This is a genomic window from Oceanirhabdus seepicola, from assembly GCF_023684385.1.
GTDB classification, from domain to species: domain Bacteria; phylum Bacillota; class Clostridia; order Clostridiales; family Clostridiaceae; genus Oceanirhabdus; species Oceanirhabdus seepicola.
On sequence record NZ_JAGSOJ010000006.1, the window covers coordinates 1 to 18,399 of the forward strand.

At 32.4% G+C, this 18,399-nt stretch carries 17 protein-coding genes and 2 other RNA genes; 17 read left to right on the top strand and 2 right to left on the bottom strand.

The genetic code is table 11. From position 1 onward, the window contains the following. From rnpB (KDK92_RS21825) to hydF, 6 genes are all read left to right on the top strand, one after another. Positions 1 to 331: RNase P RNA component class A (rnpB, locus tag KDK92_RS21825), an RNA gene on the top strand; the annotation flags it as partial. A 74-nt stretch (positions 332 to 405) separates the two neighbouring features. Next, positions 406 to 745, top strand: an RNA gene (gene rnpB, locus KDK92_RS21830) — RNase P RNA component class A. 31 nt (positions 746 to 776) lie between these two features. Next, complete coding sequence (locus KDK92_RS21835) at positions 777 to 935, top strand: hypothetical protein (RefSeq protein WP_250861533.1); 159 nt, start codon at positions 777 to 779, stop codon at positions 933 to 935. A 453-nt stretch (positions 936 to 1,388) separates the two neighbouring features. Beyond that, positions 1,389 to 1,634 carry a TM1266 family iron-only hydrogenase system putative regulator gene (locus tag KDK92_RS21840; protein ID WP_250861534.1) on the top strand — a complete coding sequence of 82 codons (246 nt, stop codon included), beginning with the start codon at positions 1,389 to 1,391 and terminating at the stop codon, positions 1,632 to 1,634. A gap of 15 nt (positions 1,635 to 1,649) precedes the next feature. Then, positions 1,650 to 3,065 carry a [FeFe] hydrogenase H-cluster radical SAM maturase HydG gene (gene hydG, locus KDK92_RS21845; protein ID WP_420852355.1) on the top strand — a complete coding sequence of 472 codons (1,416 nt, stop codon included), beginning with the start codon at positions 1,650 to 1,652 and terminating at the stop codon, positions 3,063 to 3,065. A 392-nt stretch (positions 3,066 to 3,457) separates the two neighbouring features. Continuing rightward, positions 3,458 to 4,654 carry a [FeFe] hydrogenase H-cluster maturation GTPase HydF gene (gene hydF, locus KDK92_RS21850; RefSeq protein ID WP_250861536.1) on the top strand — a complete coding sequence of 399 codons (1,197 nt, stop codon included), beginning with the start codon at positions 3,458 to 3,460 and terminating at the stop codon, positions 4,652 to 4,654. A gap of 319 nt (positions 4,655 to 4,973) precedes the next feature. Here hydF and KDK92_RS21855 read toward each other — a convergent pair whose 3' ends face one another. Next, a complete protein-coding gene (locus KDK92_RS21855; protein ID WP_250861537.1) occupies positions 4,974 to 6,797 on the bottom strand; it encodes a leucine-rich repeat domain-containing protein in 1,824 nt (607 codons plus the stop codon). Between the two features lie 408 nt (positions 6,798 to 7,205). Here KDK92_RS21855 and KDK92_RS21860 point away from each other — a divergent pair, with 408 nt between their 5' ends. From KDK92_RS21860 to KDK92_RS21910, 11 genes are all read left to right on the top strand, one after another. Further along, on the top strand, positions 7,206 to 7,559 hold the full coding sequence (locus KDK92_RS21860) for a hypothetical protein (RefSeq protein ID WP_250861538.1): 354 nt from the start codon (positions 7,206 to 7,208) through the stop codon (positions 7,557 to 7,559). Next, entirely contained in the window at positions 7,552 to 7,980 is a 429-nt protein-coding gene (locus tag KDK92_RS21865) for an ATP-binding protein (protein WP_250861539.1), read from the top strand. The genes KDK92_RS21860 and KDK92_RS21865 overlap by 8 nt, the downstream gene beginning before the upstream one ends. A gap of 207 nt (positions 7,981 to 8,187) precedes the next feature. Further along, complete coding sequence (locus tag KDK92_RS21870; protein ID WP_250861540.1) at positions 8,188 to 9,408, top strand: [Fe-Fe] hydrogenase large subunit C-terminal domain-containing protein; 1,221 nt, start codon at positions 8,188 to 8,190, stop codon at positions 9,406 to 9,408. Between the two features lie 13 nt (positions 9,409 to 9,421). Then, on the top strand, positions 9,422 to 9,754 hold the full coding sequence (locus KDK92_RS21875; RefSeq protein ID WP_250861541.1) for a DRTGG domain-containing protein: 333 nt from the start codon (positions 9,422 to 9,424) through the stop codon (positions 9,752 to 9,754). Further along, positions 9,755 to 10,489, top strand: a complete 735-nt coding sequence (locus tag KDK92_RS21880; RefSeq protein ID WP_250861542.1) for a PHP domain-containing protein — start codon at positions 9,755 to 9,757, stop codon at positions 10,487 to 10,489. A 264-nt stretch (positions 10,490 to 10,753) separates the two neighbouring features. Further along, positions 10,754 to 11,260, top strand: a complete 507-nt coding sequence (nuoE, locus tag KDK92_RS21885; RefSeq protein WP_476739437.1) for an NADH-quinone oxidoreductase subunit NuoE — start codon at positions 10,754 to 10,756, stop codon at positions 11,258 to 11,260. A gap of 40 nt (positions 11,261 to 11,300) precedes the next feature. Continuing rightward, positions 11,301 to 11,663, top strand: coding sequence for a (2Fe-2S) ferredoxin domain-containing protein (locus KDK92_RS21890; RefSeq protein WP_250861544.1), 363 nt, complete (start codon positions 11,301 to 11,303; stop codon positions 11,661 to 11,663). A 21-nt stretch (positions 11,664 to 11,684) separates the two neighbouring features. After that, entirely contained in the window at positions 11,685 to 13,478 is a 1,794-nt protein-coding gene (gene nuoF, locus KDK92_RS21895; RefSeq protein ID WP_250861545.1) for an NADH-quinone oxidoreductase subunit NuoF, read from the top strand. A 23-nt stretch (positions 13,479 to 13,501) separates the two neighbouring features. Next, positions 13,502 to 15,238 carry an NADH-dependent [FeFe] hydrogenase, group A6 gene (locus KDK92_RS21900; protein WP_250861546.1) on the top strand — a complete coding sequence of 579 codons (1,737 nt, stop codon included), beginning with the start codon at positions 13,502 to 13,504 and terminating at the stop codon, positions 15,236 to 15,238. A gap of 304 nt (positions 15,239 to 15,542) precedes the next feature. Next, entirely contained in the window at positions 15,543 to 16,568 is a 1,026-nt protein-coding gene (locus KDK92_RS21905; protein ID WP_250861547.1) for an ArsR/SmtB family transcription factor, read from the top strand. Between the two features lie 16 nt (positions 16,569 to 16,584). Beyond that, positions 16,585 to 17,208, top strand: coding sequence for a class I SAM-dependent methyltransferase (locus KDK92_RS21910; RefSeq protein ID WP_250861548.1), 624 nt, complete (start codon positions 16,585 to 16,587; stop codon positions 17,206 to 17,208). 348 nt (positions 17,209 to 17,556) lie between these two features. Here KDK92_RS21910 and KDK92_RS21915 read toward each other — a convergent pair whose 3' ends face one another. Next, positions 17,557 to 18,276, bottom strand: a complete 720-nt coding sequence (locus tag KDK92_RS21915) for a class I SAM-dependent methyltransferase (protein WP_250861549.1) — start codon at positions 18,274 to 18,276, stop codon at positions 17,557 to 17,559. Positions 18,277 to 18,399 lie beyond the last annotated feature (123 nt).

The window sequence follows — 18,399 nt, forward strand, 5'->3', positions numbered from 1 at the left end:
CAGACAATCGCTGCTATAAAATATTATAGGAGAGGAAAGTCCGGGCTCCATAGGGCAGGGTGCTGGGTAATACCCAGTGGAGGCAACTCTAAGGAAAGTGCAACAGAAATAAACCGCCACTTTAAGTGGTAAGGATGGAACGGTGAGGTAAGAGCTCACCAGCACATAGGCGACTATGTGGCTATGTAAACCCCACCTGGTGCAAGATCGAAGGGAGACATATGGGACGGCCCGTCCTGTCTTCAGGTGTATCGCTTGAGTTTATTGGTAACGATAAACCTAGATAGATGATTGTCTAATACAGAACTCGGCTTATAGACTTGGTCGCACAAAAAGGTTATAACATCCAAAAATGGGTGTCTTTTTATTTTGATTTATTATTAATAATGTGTTATTATATGAATGCGAGTAAGCCAGACAATCGCTGCTATAAAATATTATAGGAGAGGAAAGTCCGGGCTCCATAGGGCAGGGTGCTGGGTAATACCCAGTGGAGGCAACTCTAAGGAAAGTGCAACAGAAATAAACCGCCACTTTAAGTGGTAAGGATGGAACGGTGAGGTAAGAGCTCACCAGCACATAGGCGACTATGTGGCTATGTAAACCCCACCTGGTGCAAGATCGAAGGGAGACATATGGGACGGCCCGTCCTGTCTTCAGGTGTATCGCTTGAGTTTATTGGTAACGATAAACCTAGATAGATGATTGTCTAATACAGAACTCGGCTTATAGGCTTGGTCGCATAAATTGGTTATAACATCTGTTATTTATAACAGATGTTTTTTGTATATAGAATACCACCAGCAAAGCTGTTGATGGTATTAATTTTTACATTAACAAAGGAGAGACTTTTGGTCTTGTTGGAGAATATTGATGTGGTAAAACAACAAGGGGAAGGAAATATGCCAGAGATGGTTGAAATAAAAAAAAACTAACCCAACTCTCATTGGGTCAGAGGAAAAGTATGAAACAATATATTTAAAAAGGGTATTGATTGCAAGTTTAAAATATGTAAGACACCTTACCGATATGTAAGGTTGAGTCCCTTTAAACTTAACTTTATTATAACATCAATGTAAGGTTAATGCAAGTAAAATTCAGAAAAATTACTTTTAATTCATATAAATAAATATTCTGTGATTATATTGAACAATTACAACCAATGAAGTATAATTAAAATAAGAAATAATAATTATTAATAAATACATAGTGAGATATCGGTTCATTTGGAGGTTCTGAATGGATGGATAAAGGTTTCTCTATCCCGTTTGTAAAGATAAGTCTAAACAATTGGAAAGGAGGAGTATGATAAAATTCTGTAATCATAGACTCCTTACGGAGTCTTTTTTGTTTTTAAAATAAAAAGTTTAGAAAGTACTGGTGAGTTTATGGAAAAAAGAGTGGGTGTTGTTGGTATTGTTATTGAAGATTTTGATATAGTAGATAAAGTAAATGATAGGCTACATGAGCATGCTGAAATTATAGTTGGGCGTATGGGAGTTCCGTACAAAGATAAGGGAATATCAGTAATATCATTGATAGTTGATGGTACAATGGATAATATTAGTTCTTTAACAGGTCAACTTGGAAAAATCAAGGGGTTAAAGGTTAAATCAGCAATAACTAAAAAGTAATTTGGAGGGGATTTGATGAAAGAATATAAGTATAATGATTTTATAAAACATGATGAAATTTTGGAATGTATTAAATATGGTGAAGATAAAGCTTCAGATAAAGAATATGTAAAGAGTTTACTGGAAAAGGCTAGAGAATTAAAAGGATTGAATCATAGAGAGGCAGCGGTATTATTAAGTGTTCAAGATCAAGAGTTGCTTGATGAAATTTACAAAATAGCAGGATATATTAAAGATAGAATTTATGGTGAAAGAATTGTAATGTTTGCTCCGTTATATGTAAGTAATTATTGTGTGAATAATTGTGTTTACTGTGGATATAAACATGATAACAAGAATTTAAGAAGAAAAAAATTAACTATGGAACAACTAGAGAAAGAAGTTAAGGTATTAGAATCCTTAGGTCATAAAAGATTAGCTTTAGAAGCTGGAGAAGATCCGGTAAATTGTGATTTAGATTATGTTATTGAATGTCTAAAGAAAATCTATTCAGTTAAACTTGATAATGGAAGTATAAGAAGAGTCAATGTTAATGTTGCTGCTACAACAGTTGAAGAATACAAGAGATTAAAAGATGCAGACATTGGTACTTATATACTATTCCAGGAGTCATATAATAAGGAAAGATATGAAGAGTTACATCCACAAGGACCAAAACATAATTATAACTGGCATACAACTGCAATGCACAGAGCTATGCAAGCTGGTATAGATGATGTAGGAATGGGAGTGCTTTACGGATTATATGAATATAAGTATGAAACTATTGCATTGTTTATGCATGGTGAGCACTTAGAGCAAGAGTTTGGAGTAGGACCTCACACAATATCTGTTCCAAGAATGAAAAAAGCTGAGGGCGTAGATCTTGAAAAATTCCCTCATGTCATTGATGATGCAACATTTAAGCAGGTTGTTGCAATAATTAGATTAGCAGTACCATATACAGGCATAATACTTTCAACTAGAGAGTCTGCTGAGGCAAGAAAAGAATTCTTAAAGATTGGAATATCACAAGTGAGTGCGGGTTCATGCACTGACGTTGGCGGATATATGGAAGAGTATAATAATGGATTACTTAAAAATAAACCACAGTTTGAAGTTGCGGATCACAGAACGCCTATGGAAGTGCTTAAAGGTTTACTAAAGGAGGGGTATCTACCTAGTTACTGTACAGCTTGTTACAGAGAAGGACGAACTGGAGATAGATTCATGCCTTTGGCTAAAAGTGGTCAAATACACAATGTATGTCAACCTAATGCTATATTCACGCTTAAAGAATATATCTTAGATTATGGAGATGAAGAGTTAAGAGATATTGGGGAAAAGAAAATAAAAGAAGCTATAGAAGCGATTCCTAAGGAGTCTGCTAGAGAACTAACTAAAAGGTATATTAAGAGATTAGAAGATGGTGAAAGAGACCTTAGAGTATAAATTTGTATAAACAATAATAATGCTAAAGGTAGAATAGAAAAGTAAATTGAGAAGGAAATAAACATTAAAACATAGTTGAGAGCTGAGAGTGGAGAGTTGAGAACGTTGGACATTTCACTTCGTGAAATTATAAATTTATTGTTCCTTGAACAATAGAGATATACTCGTTTCATTACTTATGAAACATTGTATCTAAAATACAATATTTTATCTTAGGATAAAGTGAGTAAAAACTTCTTGTTCTTAAGAACAACATAATGTAGTTTCTGCCTTAAAGCAGAAACATCCATCGTTCTCAACTCTCAACTCACCACTCTCAACTTCTTTCAAGGGTTTTTAATTTTTTATGTGCACGCAGCGCGTGCCTTATTTTAAGTTTTAGGGGGGATTTTATGATTAAGACACCAAAAGCCAATAGACTACACATCGGGATTTTTGGAAAAAGAAACAGTGGTAAATCAAGCTTAATTAATGCTATTACTGGACAAGAAATGGCTCTTGTTTCTGATTTGGCGGGCACCACAACAGATCCAGTGTATAAAGCTATGGAATTATTGCCTATTGGTCCGGTAACTATGATTGATACTGCTGGGTTTGACGATGAAGGTGTTGTAGGTGAGCTTAGAGTTAAAAAATCACGAGAAGTGTTGGATAAGACGGATATTGCTCTTGTAGTTTTTTCGCCGGAAGATGATGAGTTTTCGTATGAAGAAGAGTGGTTATGTCAATTTAAAAAAAGAAAGATTCCAGTAATAGGTGTTCTTAATAAGTTGGATCTTTTAGAGAAAGATTTAAAGGAATATGAAGAAAAGTTTAATATTCCTTTCGTATCTGTTAGTGCAAAAGAGGATAGAAATATTGACGAATTAAAAAAAGTAATTATAAGAAACTCTCCTTCTGACTATGAGATGCAATATATTGCTAGAGATTTAGTTGGAAGTAAAGCTCTAGTATTGTTAGTAGCACCACAGGATATTCAAGCGCCTAAGGGAAGGTTGATTTTGCCACAAGTTCAAACAATAAGGGACTTGTTAGATGGTGATGCTATGGTATTAACTGTGAAGCTTACAGAATTAGAGGACTCATTAAAAGTTCTGAGTGGGAAGCCTGATTTAGTTATAACAGATTCTCAAGTATTCGAGAAGGTAAATGAAATTTTAGATGAAGATGTACCGTTGACTTCATTCTCAATTCTTATGGCTAGGTTTAAAGGAGATCTTGAACAATTAGTAGAAGGTGCTCAGCAGATCGATAATTTAAAGGATGGAGATAAGGTTTTGATTGCAGAAGCTTGTACTCATCACGCTTTAAAAGGAGATATCGGAAGAGAAAAACTTCCTAACTGGTTAAAAGAGAGAACTGGAGCAGAACTAGATGTTCAAATAAATGCTGGGTGTGATTTTGTAGAGGATCTATCACAGTTTAAGCTTATAATTCATTGTGGAGCTTGCATGTTTAATAGAAAGCAGATGATAACAAGGATTGAAAAGGCTAGAGAGTGTGGAATTCCAATCACTAATTATGGAGTTGCTATTGCACATATGAAAGGAATGCTTCAGAGAGTTATGAAAGCAATGAAAAGTAAATAAGCCATAGAAAAAATTGAGGTATGAAAACTTTTATAAACATAGTTGAGAGTTGAGAGTGTAGAGTTGAGAACGTTGGATATTTCACTCCGTGAAATTCTAATCTTGTTGTTCAAGGGAGAATAAGGATTTACTCGTTTCATTATGAATGAAACATTCTACTTTTAAATGCAATATCTTATCTGGAGATAAAATGATCGAAATTTTTTGTTCTGAAAAATAATAAATTGTAGTTTCTGCTGTAAAGCAGAAACATCCATCGTTCTCAGTTCTCAACTCACAGTTCTCAACTATTAAAAAGCACGGTTTCCGTGCTTTTAATTTATAGTGATTCAATTTCTTCATGTTGGAGGTCCTCAACATGTATTCCAGAGTCATCTTTAACAATGATCATAGTTTCTAAACCATAAGGAGGACCGTGAGGTCCAACAAATGTTGATACTCTCACTTTAAATTTTAGTACTTTGTAGGAGACTTTTATATCTAAAATTCCTGCATCCATGAACTGTCTGGGTTCTCCATAATATTCTTCAATAGCTTTATTTATATAAGGAAAGAATTGACGTAATATATACCTTTCATATGTTGCGTAGTTATAAAAATATTTTGGAAGAGGATTACCATAAAAAGATAAAGAAGTTAAATTGGGTAAATCCATAATTGGCCCAATATCCCTGATTTCATTGTTTGATACATTTAAACTTCTTAGATTTGTTAATGAGTTTAAACTTTCAACATTGGTTATTTTATTATTCTCAAGATCCAATCCATTTAAATTAACTAGTGTTCTTAATCCATAAATATTAGTAACATTATTATTCTCTAAACCTAAAAAAACTAAATTTGATAAGGTAGATAACTCGCTAACATCACTTATTTGATTATAATCTAATAATAGAGTTTCTAATCTCTGTAAAGATCCTAATCCTTTTATGTCGTTTATTTGATTATGTCTTACATCCAATTCTTTTAGATTAGCTATGTATTTGATACCTTTAACATTTTCCAGTTTATTTTCTTTTAAAGATAAATCTCTTAATTTTTTTAAAGATTTCAATGGGGGAATATTGGTGATTTGGTTTTCTGATAAATCTAATATTTCAAGGTTAATCAAATTATTCAAAGGTTTAATATTGCTAATTTCATTATTCCTAAGGCCTAATGAGGTTAAATTAGTTAAAGATTTTAAAGGTGTAAGATTAGTAATACGATTGTATCCTAAACTTAAGTTAGTTAGATTTGTTAAATTGCATAGAGGTTTAATATTACTAACTTTGTTTATATATAAGCCTAGCATATTTAAATTAATTAAATTACTTAATGGTTCAATATCTCTAACATCATTACTGTACAAACTTAGTACTTTTAAATTAGTTAAACGACTCAATGAACTAATATCCATAATATTATTGTTATCTAAATCTAATTCAGTTAAATGAATTAAATTAAAAAGTGGACTAATATCACATATACTGTTATATCTTAATTTTAGTTTTTCAAGTTTAAATAAACTACCCAAAGGACTAATATCTACAACATGATTACTAGCTAACTTCAATTCGATTAAAAGATTTAAGTTGCTCAGTGGACTTATATCAAATATTTCGTTGTAACTTAATTCAAGTTTTTCTAGTTTAGTTAAATTGGCTAATGGTGTGATATCAACTACTTTACTGAACCATAAATCCAAACTTTCTAAATTAGATAAATTACTTAATGGTGTTATATCACTCATTTCGATATTACGTAAGCTTAAGGTTTTTAAGTTAGTTAAACTAGCTAACACAGATATATCATCTATTTCGTAGTTTCGAGATAAATTCAAATCTATTAATCCAGTTAAATGTTGTAATCCTTCTAAATTAGAAATCTTTCTATCTGCTGCATTTAATCTGTTTATATTATTAATATCACATTGGTGAATATCGCCCTTAGGTTTATTGATAATTTCTCTAATTAACTTTTCTAGATTCTGATCTGGAAATTTTATAATCTTACTCTTTTCTTTCTGTCTTAAAGTATCTATTAACATGGTGTAACTCATAGAATGATTAATTGTGTGCACAGAAAATGCTGAGACATTTGTAACATGATTGAATAAAAATCCAATAGTTATAAAAAGACTTGTGATAAATTTGATTTTCATTTTAGCCATCTCCCTTAAATAACACATTTCTTATAATTTATATTCTGTGGAAGTCATTCAACGTTTAAACAAAATTATAAAAAAAAATAGTTCAGTATTTATAGGTTCTGCAATTAATTATATATATCAAATGTATTTCCTCACAATTTGGTTCAAGCCAATGAAAGGGTACATGGAGAATCTCACTTTCACTCATATATAATGTTTCATCTATTCCTACAACACGCTTTGCCGTTTTCGACTATCCGCTCTCCCCTTCTAACTCTCAACTTCTTTAAAAGGTTTTCAGTTTGTGCACGGATAAGGTGCCTTTTTTATTTTTATTTGATTAATTTATCAGAATATATTGAAAAAAGAGACAAATGATGTTATAAAGATTAAAAGAGAAGATTTATGGGGGGCTAAAGAATGAGGTTAACTCAAATTAAAGAGTTATTAAATGGAAGTTTTATCACTAGTAGTGATTGTGGTGAAGTAGAATTTAAAAAGACATTTGCATGTGATCTCATGAGTGATGTATTAGCGCTTGTTGATGAAGATGTAATCTTATTGACAGGATTGATTAATATTCAAACTATACGAACAGCGGAAATGAAAGATATTAAATGTGTAATCTTTGTTAGAGGAAAAGAACCGTCTAGTGATGTTGTTAATTTAGCTCAAGAAAAAGGTATTATTCTTCTTAAAACTACATTAACACTTTTTGAATCCTGCGGTACCTTATATAATGCCGGAATGAAAGGGATAGATTTATATGAGTAAAATAGAACTCTTGTCTTATGAGTTTGATGTTACTGCTGGAGACTTCATAAGAGGTGGAGAGAGTGCAAGTCAGATAAAAAATGTAATGCAGCAGTTAGGGGTAGACAGTAAGATAGTTAAAAAAATCTGTGTGGCTTGTTATGAGGCAGAGATGAATATGGTTATTCATTCTTTTGGAGGAAAGATAAAAGCAACTATTTTTAAAGATTCAATAGAAATGAAGTTTCATGATGAAGGTCCTGGAATTGAAGATATTGAGTTAGCTATGAAAGTGGGGTACTCTACAGCATCAGATGATGCAAGGAATATGGGATTCGGTGCTGGAATGGGACTACCAAACATAAAGAAGAACAGTGATGAATTTGAAATAGAGTCTTATAAAGGAAAAGGGACAGAGATAAAGTTAGTAATAAACCTATAAGAATCTTTATGCAAGGCACATTCAAAAAATAAACTAGCCATCTTACTAGTCCTTTTGATTCTTTTCGTCGTTACTCAATCACTTACATACAGTGAGTATGCACGTGATTGAGTGCCTAGAAAATAATCAAATTTACTTCGCAACCTGACTTATTTATTTTTTTCATGTACCTAATATACTAAAAAAACTATTCTAAGGTGGTTGGTTATGAATAAAGTTTTCAGGGGAATTAAACTAAATGAGGTGAAATGTAGAGGTTGCACTCAATGCATGAACAAGTGTCCTATGGCTGCAATCAGGCTTAAAAATGGAAAAGCGGTTATATATGAAGATAAATGTGTCGATTGTGGAAGATGTATAGAAGCTTGTATATATAATGCTTATGAAGGAAAAAGAGACACAATTGATGATATAAAGAAATTTAAGGTAAAAATTGCAGTTCCCACTGTGAGCGTATTTTCACAGTTTGGTGATTATGTCAATCCTACAGTAATAAAAAATGCCATTAAGTCTCTTGGATTTGATGATGTATTCGATACAACTTATGCATGTGACATAGCATCAGAGATAATTAAGAAGGAGATAAAAAAAGTAAATAAACCTGCAATAAGTATTTCTTGTCCAAGTGTAGAAAAATTAATTAAAACTTCTTTCCCTGCACTTGAAGAGAATATTGTTAGAGTTCTAACTCCTATTGAAATTAGTGCTTCATTAATTAGGGATGAGTATATTAAGAGAGGCTATGCTATAGAGGAGATTGGTGTTTTCCATATAGCTACATGTGTTGCATGGAAAGCAATGATTGATATGCATAAAAATGAAAGTAAAACAAGAATTGATGGAATTATCCCATTGAGTGATATATATCTTCAGCTTATTAATAATATAAAGAATAATAATGAAGAAGGGGAAAAGTGTGAACTATCTTATACTGGTCTTTCATGGTCTTATCCAGGAGGGTTAAGTAAGTCCATGAATCTTAGTGATTATATTACTGTTGATGGGATTGAAAATGTTAAGGATGTTTTTGAGGATTTGATGAAAGGTAAACTAAATGGAGTTGAATTCATTGAAGGGCATGCGTGTTATGGAGGATGTCTAGGCGGAAACTTTCTCATTGAAAATGCTTATAATGCTAAAAGAATTACAAAGAAATATTATGATGAAATTAACTCTACATATGGAGTTGAAGATATAAGTGATGAGTACGGAAATGAATTTGTGAAAAGTCTAAGGTATATTAAGAGCAATGAAAAGTTAGCAGAAGATTTTTTAGGTGCTGTGAAAAAGATGAAAGAAATGAATGAGATTATAAATAATTTACCAGGTACAGACTGTGGGTTGTGTGGTTCTCCTACCTGTAAAGCATTTGCTGAAGATGTGGTTAGAGGACTTGCAAATATAGAAGAGTGTAGAATGATCAAGTAGAGGAGATGGTTCAGTGTTAGTAAAAGATTTATTAGAATATGAAGAATTTAGATTGCTGACAGATGGTAGAGGGGGAGAACGATCAGTTAAAGGCGTATATATAAATGATCTTCTAAGCTATGTTATGTCACATAGCAAGGAAAATGATTTATGGATAACTGTGCAGATTCATCCGAATATAGTAGCCGTAGCAGAACTGATAGGGATATCAGTTATAGTTATTCCAGAGGGAATAGAAGTAGAAGAAGTTACTATTGAGAAAGCTAATGAAAAGGGGATTGATATTTTATCAACTGATTTAGATGCATATAATATATGTAAGTTTCTGATGAAAGTAGGAATCTAGATGGAGATTTTCGTTGACCTTCATATACATTCAGATCTATCACCCTGTGGTGATGAACTTATGACCCCTTCTAATATAGTAAATATGGCATTTTTAAAGGGATTAGATGCAATTGCTATAACAGATCATAATATTGGAATGAACATTGAGGCTGCGTGGAATCTATCAAAAGAAAGAGGGATTATATTAATTCCAGGTATGGAACTCCAAACTAAAGAAGAGTTTCATTCAATTTGTCTTTTCAGAGATCTAGAATCTTTTAATAAGTTTCAAAAGTTTGTTTTAGCTAGATTACCTAACAAAAAGAATAATATAGAGGTGTTTGGAAGCCAACATATATATGATTCTAATGATAATATTGTTGGAGAGTATCCACTAATGTTACTGAATTCAGTGAATGTTTCCATTGAAGAGGCATTCATGGAGGTTGAAAAGTTAGGGGGAGTTTTAATACCTGCCCATGTGGACAGAGATTGTTATAGCATTATCAATTCTTTGGGATTTATACCGGAAAGCCTTGATATAAAAGCTGTTGAAGTTACAGATTTGAAAAAATTTAACAATACAATTAGATTATTTATGGATAAAGAATACAATGTTATTCAATCATCTGATGCACATAAATTGGAGAACATTTTTGAAAGAAAATTCAAAATTAAGGTTTGTGAAATGAGTTTAAATGGTATAATTGACAGTTTAAGAGGTATAACAAACAATGTAAAAGTGGGGGAATGACGACATTTATCGAAATTAGTCAGATTGTACAAAGAATATTGTCAAATGGAAAGATTTTTTAGCTAATTTGTAAAAAAACTACAAAATTTTATGGGATATAATTATTTTTTGATAAAAACGCTTTATTCATTATAAAAAATATGCTAAACTTTTAACAGTAGGCTATTGTCTAAAATTTATCAATTTAATATGCTGAAAATTTAACAAAAGGGCTTTTGTCATAGATTATCTTAGCATAAATTAATAAAAAAAGGAGAGATGAGGGTGTCAGGATGTAATTGTAACTGTGGATGCAGTGATAATAACGCTATTAATACAGAATTGATTAAAAAAGCAAGAGAAATCATTGATTCTAAGAAGAACATGGTTGGTCCATTAATTCCAGTATTACACGGAATTCAAGATGAATTTGGATACTTACCAGAAGAAGTATTAAAAATAGTATCTGAAGAGTTAAATGTTTCATTAAGTGAAATCTATGGAGTAGCAACTTTTTATTCATTCTTCTCATTAGAGCCAAAAGGTGAATATGTAATTAGAGTATGTATTGGTACTGCTTGTTATGTAAAGGGTTCTCAAAAAATATTGGACAAACTTTCAGAAGATTTAAACGTTGAAGTTGGTAAGACTTCAGAAGATGGTAAGTTTACTCTTGAAGGTTGTAGATGCATCGGTGCATGTGGTCTTGCTCCAGTAATAACAATAAATGATAAAGTATATGGTCGTCTTGTACCAGAAGATATAGACGATATTTTAAAAGAATATAAATAATTCAAATAGTATAAAAATAGAGTAGTTTTGGAGGTGCCTTATGAAATCACTTAAGGAATTAGAAGAAATCAGAAAGAAAACCTTTGGTAATGTAAATCAAAGAAGAGATAGAGAAACTACTAGAATAGTTGTAGGTATGGCTACTTGTGGTATTGCAGCAGGAGCTAGACCGGTTTTATTAGCAATTATGGACGAGGTTGAAAAACTAGGTCTTGAGCACGTTACTGTTGCTCAAACTGGATGTATAGGTGCTTGTAAGTTAGAGCCGATTGTTGAGGTATTGATGCATGGTAAAGAAAAAATTACTTATGTAGAAATGACTGAGGAAAAAGCTAGACGTATTGTAAAAGAGCATGTTAAGGATGGAAACATTGTAAACGAATATAAAGTGCAAGATTTATAATAGCATATAGGAGGGTTTAGTATGGCGTTTTATCGTTCTCAGGTGCTAGTTTGTGGGGGTACTGGTTGTACTTCTTCAGGTTCAAATGGAATTTTGGAAGCTCTGCAAGCAGAGGTTAAAAAGCACGACATAGAAAATGAGATAGAATTAGTTAAAACAGGTTGTTTTGGTCTTTGTGAATTAGGTCCAATCGTTATTGTATATCCAGAAGGTTCATTCTATAGCCAAGTGAAGGTTGATGATGTTGCTGAAATAGTTGAAGAGCATTTAGTTAAAGGTAGAATAGTTGAGAGACTACTTTATTCTGAAACTGTATCAGAAGATGGAATTAAGTCATTAAACGATACAGGATTCTACAAGAAACAGATGAGAGTTGCTTTAAGAAACTGTGGAGTTATTGACCCAGGAAACATAGATGAGTACTTAGCATTAGATGGATACAAGGCATTAGAAAAAGTATTATTACACATGAGCAGAGAAGAAGTAATAAATACTATGAAAGAATCTGGATTAAGAGGAAGAGGAGGCGGAGGTTTCCCAACTGGTCTTAAGTGGGAATTTGCCGCTAAACAAACTAATCCTGTTAAGTACATGATTTGTAATGCAGATGAAGGAGATCCAGGTGCATTCATGGATAGATCTATCCTAGAAGGTGACCCTCATTCATTATTAGAAGCTATGGCTATTGGTGGATATGCTGTTGGAGCTAATCAGGGATACATATATGTAAGAGCTGAGTATCCTATAGCTGTTGATAGATTAGAAGTTGCTATTAAGCAGGCTAGAGAATACGGACTTATAGGTAAGAATATATTTGAATCAGGATTTGATTTTGACGTAGAAGTTAGACTTGGTGCGGGTGCGTTCGTTTGTGGTGAGGAAACTGCATTAATTAACTCAATTGAAGGTAAAAGGGGGATGCCTAATCCTAAGCCACCATTCCCAGCAGTAAGCGGTTTATGGGAAAAACCATCTATTATTAATAACGTTGAAACATACGCAAACATTCCAGTTATCTTTAACAATGGTGCTGAATGGTTCAAGAACATTGGAAGTGAGAATAATGCAGGTACAAAGGTGTTTGCTCTTGGTGGAAACATCGTTAACACTGGTCTTGTTGAAATTCCAATGGGAACAACTTTAAGAGAAGTTATCTTTGAAATCGGTGGAGGAATTCCCAATGGTAAAAAGTTCAAAGCTGTTCAAACTGGTGGACCATCAGGTGGAGCTTTAACAGAAGCCAACTTAGATACTCCAATTGACTATGATAACTTAATTAAACTTGGTTCAATGATGGGATCAGGTGGAATGATTGTAATGGATGAAGATACCTGTATGGTTGACGTTGCTAAGTTCTTCTTAGAATTTACTGTAGAAGAATCTTGTGGTAAGTGTACTCCTTGTAGAGTAGGTACTAAGAGATTACTTGAGATCTTAGAGAAAATCACAGAAGGTAAAGGTACAATGGAAGATTTAGATAAGTTAGAGAAATTAGGTAAGCAAATTAAAGCTACTTCATTATGTGGTCTTGGTCAGACTGCTCCTAATCCAATCTTATCTACATTAAAGAACTTCAGACATGAGTATGAAGCTCACATTATAGATAAGAGTTGTCCTGCTGGAATCTGTAAAGAATTATTAAAATACACAATCATTGAAGATCCATGTAAGAAGTGTGGTCTATGTCAAAGAGCGTGTCCAGTTGGAGCAATCGAAGGTAAGGTTAGAGAAAACTTTACAATCATTCAAGATAAGTGTATTAAGTGTGGAGCTTGTTTAGAGAAGTGTCCATTTAACGCTATTGAAAGAAAATAGATGGAAAAGGGAGTGAGAAGGTAATGGAAATGGTATCATTGACTATTGATGGAATTAAAGTTGAAGTTGAAAAAGGTACTACGGTATTAGAAGCCGCTAAAAAGATCGGAATTAAGATACCTAGTCTTTGTTACTTAAAAGATATAAATAAACCTTCAAGCTGTAGAGTATGTGTTGTAGAGGTTGGTCCAAGACTTCTAGCATCATGTTCTTTAGAAGCTACTGAGGGAATGGATGTTAAGACTAACACTAGAAAGGTTAGAGAAGCTAGAAAAACTGTTATCCAGTTAACTCTATCTAACCACAAAAGAGAGTGTTTATCTTGCGGAAGAAATATTAACTGTGAGCTTCAGACATTAGCTGAAGAGTATAATATAAGAGATGTAGAATATGAGGGAGAAATTGCTGCAAGTGCTATCGATGATTTATCTGCTTCTATAGTAAGAGATAACGAGAAGTGTATTGCTTGTGGAAGATGTATTTCTGTATGTTCAAACATCCAAACTGTAAGTGCTATTGGTTGGTCTGGAAGAGGATTTGAAACAAGAGTATCAACTCCATACGAAAGACCACTTGGTGAAAGTAACTGTGTTAACTGTGGACAATGTATCATGGTTTGCCCAGTTGGAGCTTTACACGAAAAAGAAAATATCCAAGACGTTTGGAATGCAATAGATGATGAGAATAAAGTTGTTATAGTTCAAACTGCTCCTGCAGTTAGAGTTGGACTTGGTGAAGAGTTCGATCTAGGGGTTGGGGAGAGAGTAACTGGTAAAATGGTTTCTGCTCTTAGAAGACTTGGTTTTGATAACGTATTTGATACTGATTTCGCTGCTGACCTTACAATCATGGAAGAGGGAACAGAGTTATTAACAAGAGTATCAAAGGGTGAAAAATTACCATTAATGACTTCATGTTGTCCAGGATGGGTTAAGTTCATTGAGCATAACTATCCAGAAATGTTAGATCATTTATCAACTTGTAAGTCTCCTCATCAGATGCTAGGTGCTGTTATCAAGTCACACTATGCAAATGTTATGGGAATTGATCCTAAGAATATTTACGTTGTTTCTATCATGCCTTGTGTAGCTAAGAAGTTCGAAGGTGAGAGAGAAGAATTATCTAATGAAGGATTACAAGATATCGATGCAGTTCTTACAACAAGAGAATTAGCACAGATGATTAAAGAGATGGGTATTAACTTTGCTAAGTTAGAAGAAGAAGAGTTTGATCACCCACTTGGAGAATCTACTGGTGCTGGTGTTATCTTCGGTGCTACTGGTGGAGTTGCTGAGGCTGCTTTAAGAACAGTATATGAAGTTCTTGCTGAGAAAGATTTAGAGCAAATTGAGTATGAAGCAGTTAGAGGACTTGAAGGAGTTAAAGAAGCTTCTCTTGAACTTCCTAATGGTCAAACATTAAACGCTGTAATCGCTCACGGATTAGGAAATGCTAGAAAAGTTCTTGATTCAATCAAGAGTGGAGAGAAGTCTTATGACTTCATTGAGATTATGGCTTGTCCTGGTGGATGTGTAAATGGTGGTGGTCAACCAATCATTAAAGCACACTTAAGAGATGATGTTGATGCTAAAGTTGTTAGAGCAAAAGGATTATATTCTGAAGATAAAGCTCTTCCAATAAGAAAATCACACAAGAATCCATCTATCCAAAAACTTTACAAAGATTTCTTAGGTGAGCCAAATGGTCATTTAGCACATGAATTACTACACACTCACTATGTTAAGAGAAATAAATTTTAATTAAATATACAAGAAAATCCTCAGAGGGAACTCTGGGGATTTTTTGTGGTTATAATTTACTTGAAAAAATATTTGCTCATGAGTACATTATGTGTTAAATAATATGGTAACAACGTCTAGAAGGTGTTGATAATTACAATTGAGATAAAAAAATTGAGATTAATTAAAAAAGAAACTTATTTGTGTTAAAAAGAAGTAGATGACTATCTATCAATTTTTATATATGTAGATGGTTGTTGACATTAATGGATTTTTTGTTTATAATCAAAGTACATCATTTCACTATATCTATTAGGAGGAAATAATGAAACAAGTAACAATTGAACATAATATGGCAATTGAGTGCATTACCACAATGATGCGAATTGCAGAATTAGATTATTTTGAAATTTATATTGAAGAACATAAATTTATAGGGTGCACTAAGATTAAAGAAAAACTACATACTTTGAGCAATCAATTAAATTCATTTGAGAAGAATGACTTAGATATTCTTTTTAAAAAATTCAAACTAAATTTTTATTATTTAATATTATTTATTACAAAAACAGATGTGACAACAGTTAACGAATTATTAGATAAGCTAAAAGGACTATCAAGTGATGAATATTTAGAAGAGTGTTTTAGAATATCTTCTCACGATATTTCTATAGATGACGATGATGAGACTGTTTATGAAGCTGTTACTGAGAGGTATTCTACTGAAGATGCACACTTTTTTATTGAATTTAAAAATGATACAAAACTCCTTCACACAAAACTGCTCAATATAATTGAATCTTTTTATAATAAAGTTTTCATGAAAGAAGAAGAGTGGATTACAAGAGAAATTGAGCCAATCTTAAAGAATCACATCATTTCATTTAATGAAAATAAAAAAGGCTTTTTAGATAGTATTGGCAATGGCAATTATGAAATATTAGTAAATAGAGGTAAAGATGTTAAGATAAATATTTGCTACTTAGAAGAATTTATACCGAGATACTTATTTGATAAAGATACATATATATTTGTGTATGGGTTTGGAGAAGAGCAGAAATTGAAGCAGAAAAGTAGCAATATAAACCCTCAAGAGATTTTCAAGACTTTATCTGATGAAACGAGACTAAGAATTATATCGTTGTTAAGTCAGAAAAAGTGGGCACGAAAAGATTTAGTAAAAGAGATAGGACTTACATCAGCTACGATGACATACCAATTAAACAAGTTAATAACATTGGGTTTAATTGAATTGATTGTAGGAGGAGATAGTAAGAAGACTTTATATACTTTAAATAAGGATGCTTTTAGGACATTAGTAAATAGTGCTCTTGATGAAATTATATTATAAGAAAAGGGGAGATTATATGAAACCAATTTTTAGACAAAATCAACTTTTTACGTTTATGCTCTATTGCAATGGACAAGGGTTAGAGAAGAACATATTAGACTGTGGAGCAGGAGGAATGTTACCACCCTTAGCATTGTTTAAAGAACATGGATATGAAACTACGGGGATAGATATTAGTGATAAAGCGATTGAACATGCCAATAAGTTCCAAAGTGAACATAGTATAAAATTGAATATTACAAAAGGAGATATGAAGGAGCTATCATTTGAAGATAATTCATTTAATTTCTGTTACTCATATAATACGATATTTCACATGAGTAAGGAAGATGTTAAAAAAAGCTTGGAGGAAATGAAAAGAGTATTAGTTCCAGGTGGGTTGATGTTCGTGAATTTCGTTTCTACAAGTGATGAAAGATGTGGTATTGGAGAAGAAGTAAGACCTGGTGAATATTATGAAATGGAACATGGTGAAAAAGTTCTTCACAGTTATTTTGATGAGAATGAAGGGGACGAGTTATTTAGACAATTAGGGTTAAAAAGAATTTATAAAGAAGTACGAAAGCGCATTGGTCCAAAACTTGGTGGTGGTTTCGTGACATTAGGATATATTGATTATATAGTAGAAAAATCACTTTAAAGTGATTACTATTGCATGTGAAGATAAAATAATCGAAGGTTACTCTGGTATTATTATATAATCACTGATTGTTGGTATGGAGAGTCAAAACCTGAACAAAAGAATTAATCAATAACTTAAATATAAAAGGAAAACTTATAAGTGCTATATGCGGGGCAAGAACAATATTCTTGATAAAGGTAGATATTTTTGCAAAATGATAATTATATATTGCGAATGGTTTGATTTACTTGAAAGTCAAGAGGAATGAGATAATTTAGATAAAAATACTAATGGACTTAAATTTATAGTAATGAAGGTTCTGACCTTAGGTCAGAACCTTCATGCGTTGTCCACTCTTAACTTATTTTAATGTTTTTTACATAACAACATATACTGAGTTGCTCCTTGGAACCCTACTTCGATAACTCGTTTTTTTAGTTCTTCAGCTGTAGAGCAGATTTCATCATATGCTTCATGATCCTTAATCTTATCTCGAACATTATCAAGTATAGTGCCAACCTGAACGGATAATTGTTCTCTTGATTCTTGAGTATTAGGTTCAACATATTTAAACTCAATTTCATCAATAACTTTTAGGTCGTTTTCAAGTAAGATTTCTTTTATCTCCGCTTTATTATAAGTATCATTATGAACTTTACCAAGCATCCTAGATATTTTTGCAGACCAATGATGAAGAACTACATGTGTTTGCTGTTCCTCTGATTGATTATCTTTGAACATCTCATTTATTAGAATGTATCCATCATTTGATGTTACGCGTTTCATCTCATTAAATGATTTTTTTATGCCAGGAAGATGATGGATTGAATTTGAGAGGCATACAAGATCAAATGACCCGTCTTCATAGTCCATAGATTCTCCATTCATAACCTCCAAGTTTATTGATGGATCATCAAAATTCTTTCTTGCCATTTCGATTACTCTTTCTTCAATATCAATTCCTGTAATCATTTCATAAGAAGGAAGATTTTCTTTCAGTAGTGTGATGAATTCACCAACACCAGTACCGATGTCCAATACTTTTGAAGGTGAAAGATTTTCTAATAATTTTTTTACCTTGTCCATACCAGTTCACTCCTTTAACTTCATAAAATAACAAGTAAATTATATTCTTATATCTATATTAACACAAAATTGGAAAAATTCATAAAATTATATAAATAAGCTATAAAAGTAAAAAAAGAGGAG

Coding starts and splice junctions, on each gene's coding strand:
- KDK92_RS21870 (WP_250861540.1), top strand. CDS start 8,188: ATGAATAAAGTTTTCAGGGGAATTAAACTAAATGAGGTGAAATGTAGA.
- hydF (WP_250861536.1), top strand. CDS start 3,458: ATGATTAAGACACCAAAAGCCAATAGACTACACATCGGGATTTTTGGA.
- nuoF (WP_250861545.1), top strand. CDS start 11,685: ATGGCGTTTTATCGTTCTCAGGTGCTAGTTTGTGGGGGTACTGGTTGT.
- KDK92_RS21910 (WP_250861548.1), top strand. CDS start 16,585: ATGAAACCAATTTTTAGACAAAATCAACTTTTTACGTTTATGCTCTAT.
- KDK92_RS21865 (WP_250861539.1), top strand. CDS start 7,552: ATGAGTAAAATAGAACTCTTGTCTTATGAGTTTGATGTTACTGCTGGA.
- KDK92_RS21900 (WP_250861546.1), top strand. CDS start 13,502: ATGGAAATGGTATCATTGACTATTGATGGAATTAAAGTTGAAGTTGAA.
- hydG (WP_420852355.1), top strand. CDS start 1,650: ATGAAAGAATATAAGTATAATGATTTTATAAAACATGATGAAATTTTG.
- KDK92_RS21835 (WP_250861533.1), top strand. CDS start 777: ATGTTTTTTGTATATAGAATACCACCAGCAAAGCTGTTGATGGTATTA.
- KDK92_RS21905 (WP_250861547.1), top strand. CDS start 15,543: ATGAAACAAGTAACAATTGAACATAATATGGCAATTGAGTGCATTACC.
- KDK92_RS21855 (WP_250861537.1), bottom strand. CDS start 6,797: ATGAAAATCAAATTTATCACAAGTCTTTTTATAACTATTGGATTTTTA.
- KDK92_RS21915 (WP_250861549.1), bottom strand. CDS start 18,276: ATGGACAAGGTAAAAAAATTATTAGAAAATCTTTCACCTTCAAAAGTA.
- KDK92_RS21880 (WP_250861542.1), top strand. CDS start 9,755: ATGGAGATTTTCGTTGACCTTCATATACATTCAGATCTATCACCCTGT.
- KDK92_RS21890 (WP_250861544.1), top strand. CDS start 11,301: ATGAAATCACTTAAGGAATTAGAAGAAATCAGAAAGAAAACCTTTGGT.
- KDK92_RS21860 (WP_250861538.1), top strand. CDS start 7,206: ATGAGGTTAACTCAAATTAAAGAGTTATTAAATGGAAGTTTTATCACT.
- KDK92_RS21840 (WP_250861534.1), top strand. CDS start 1,389: ATGGAAAAAAGAGTGGGTGTTGTTGGTATTGTTATTGAAGATTTTGAT.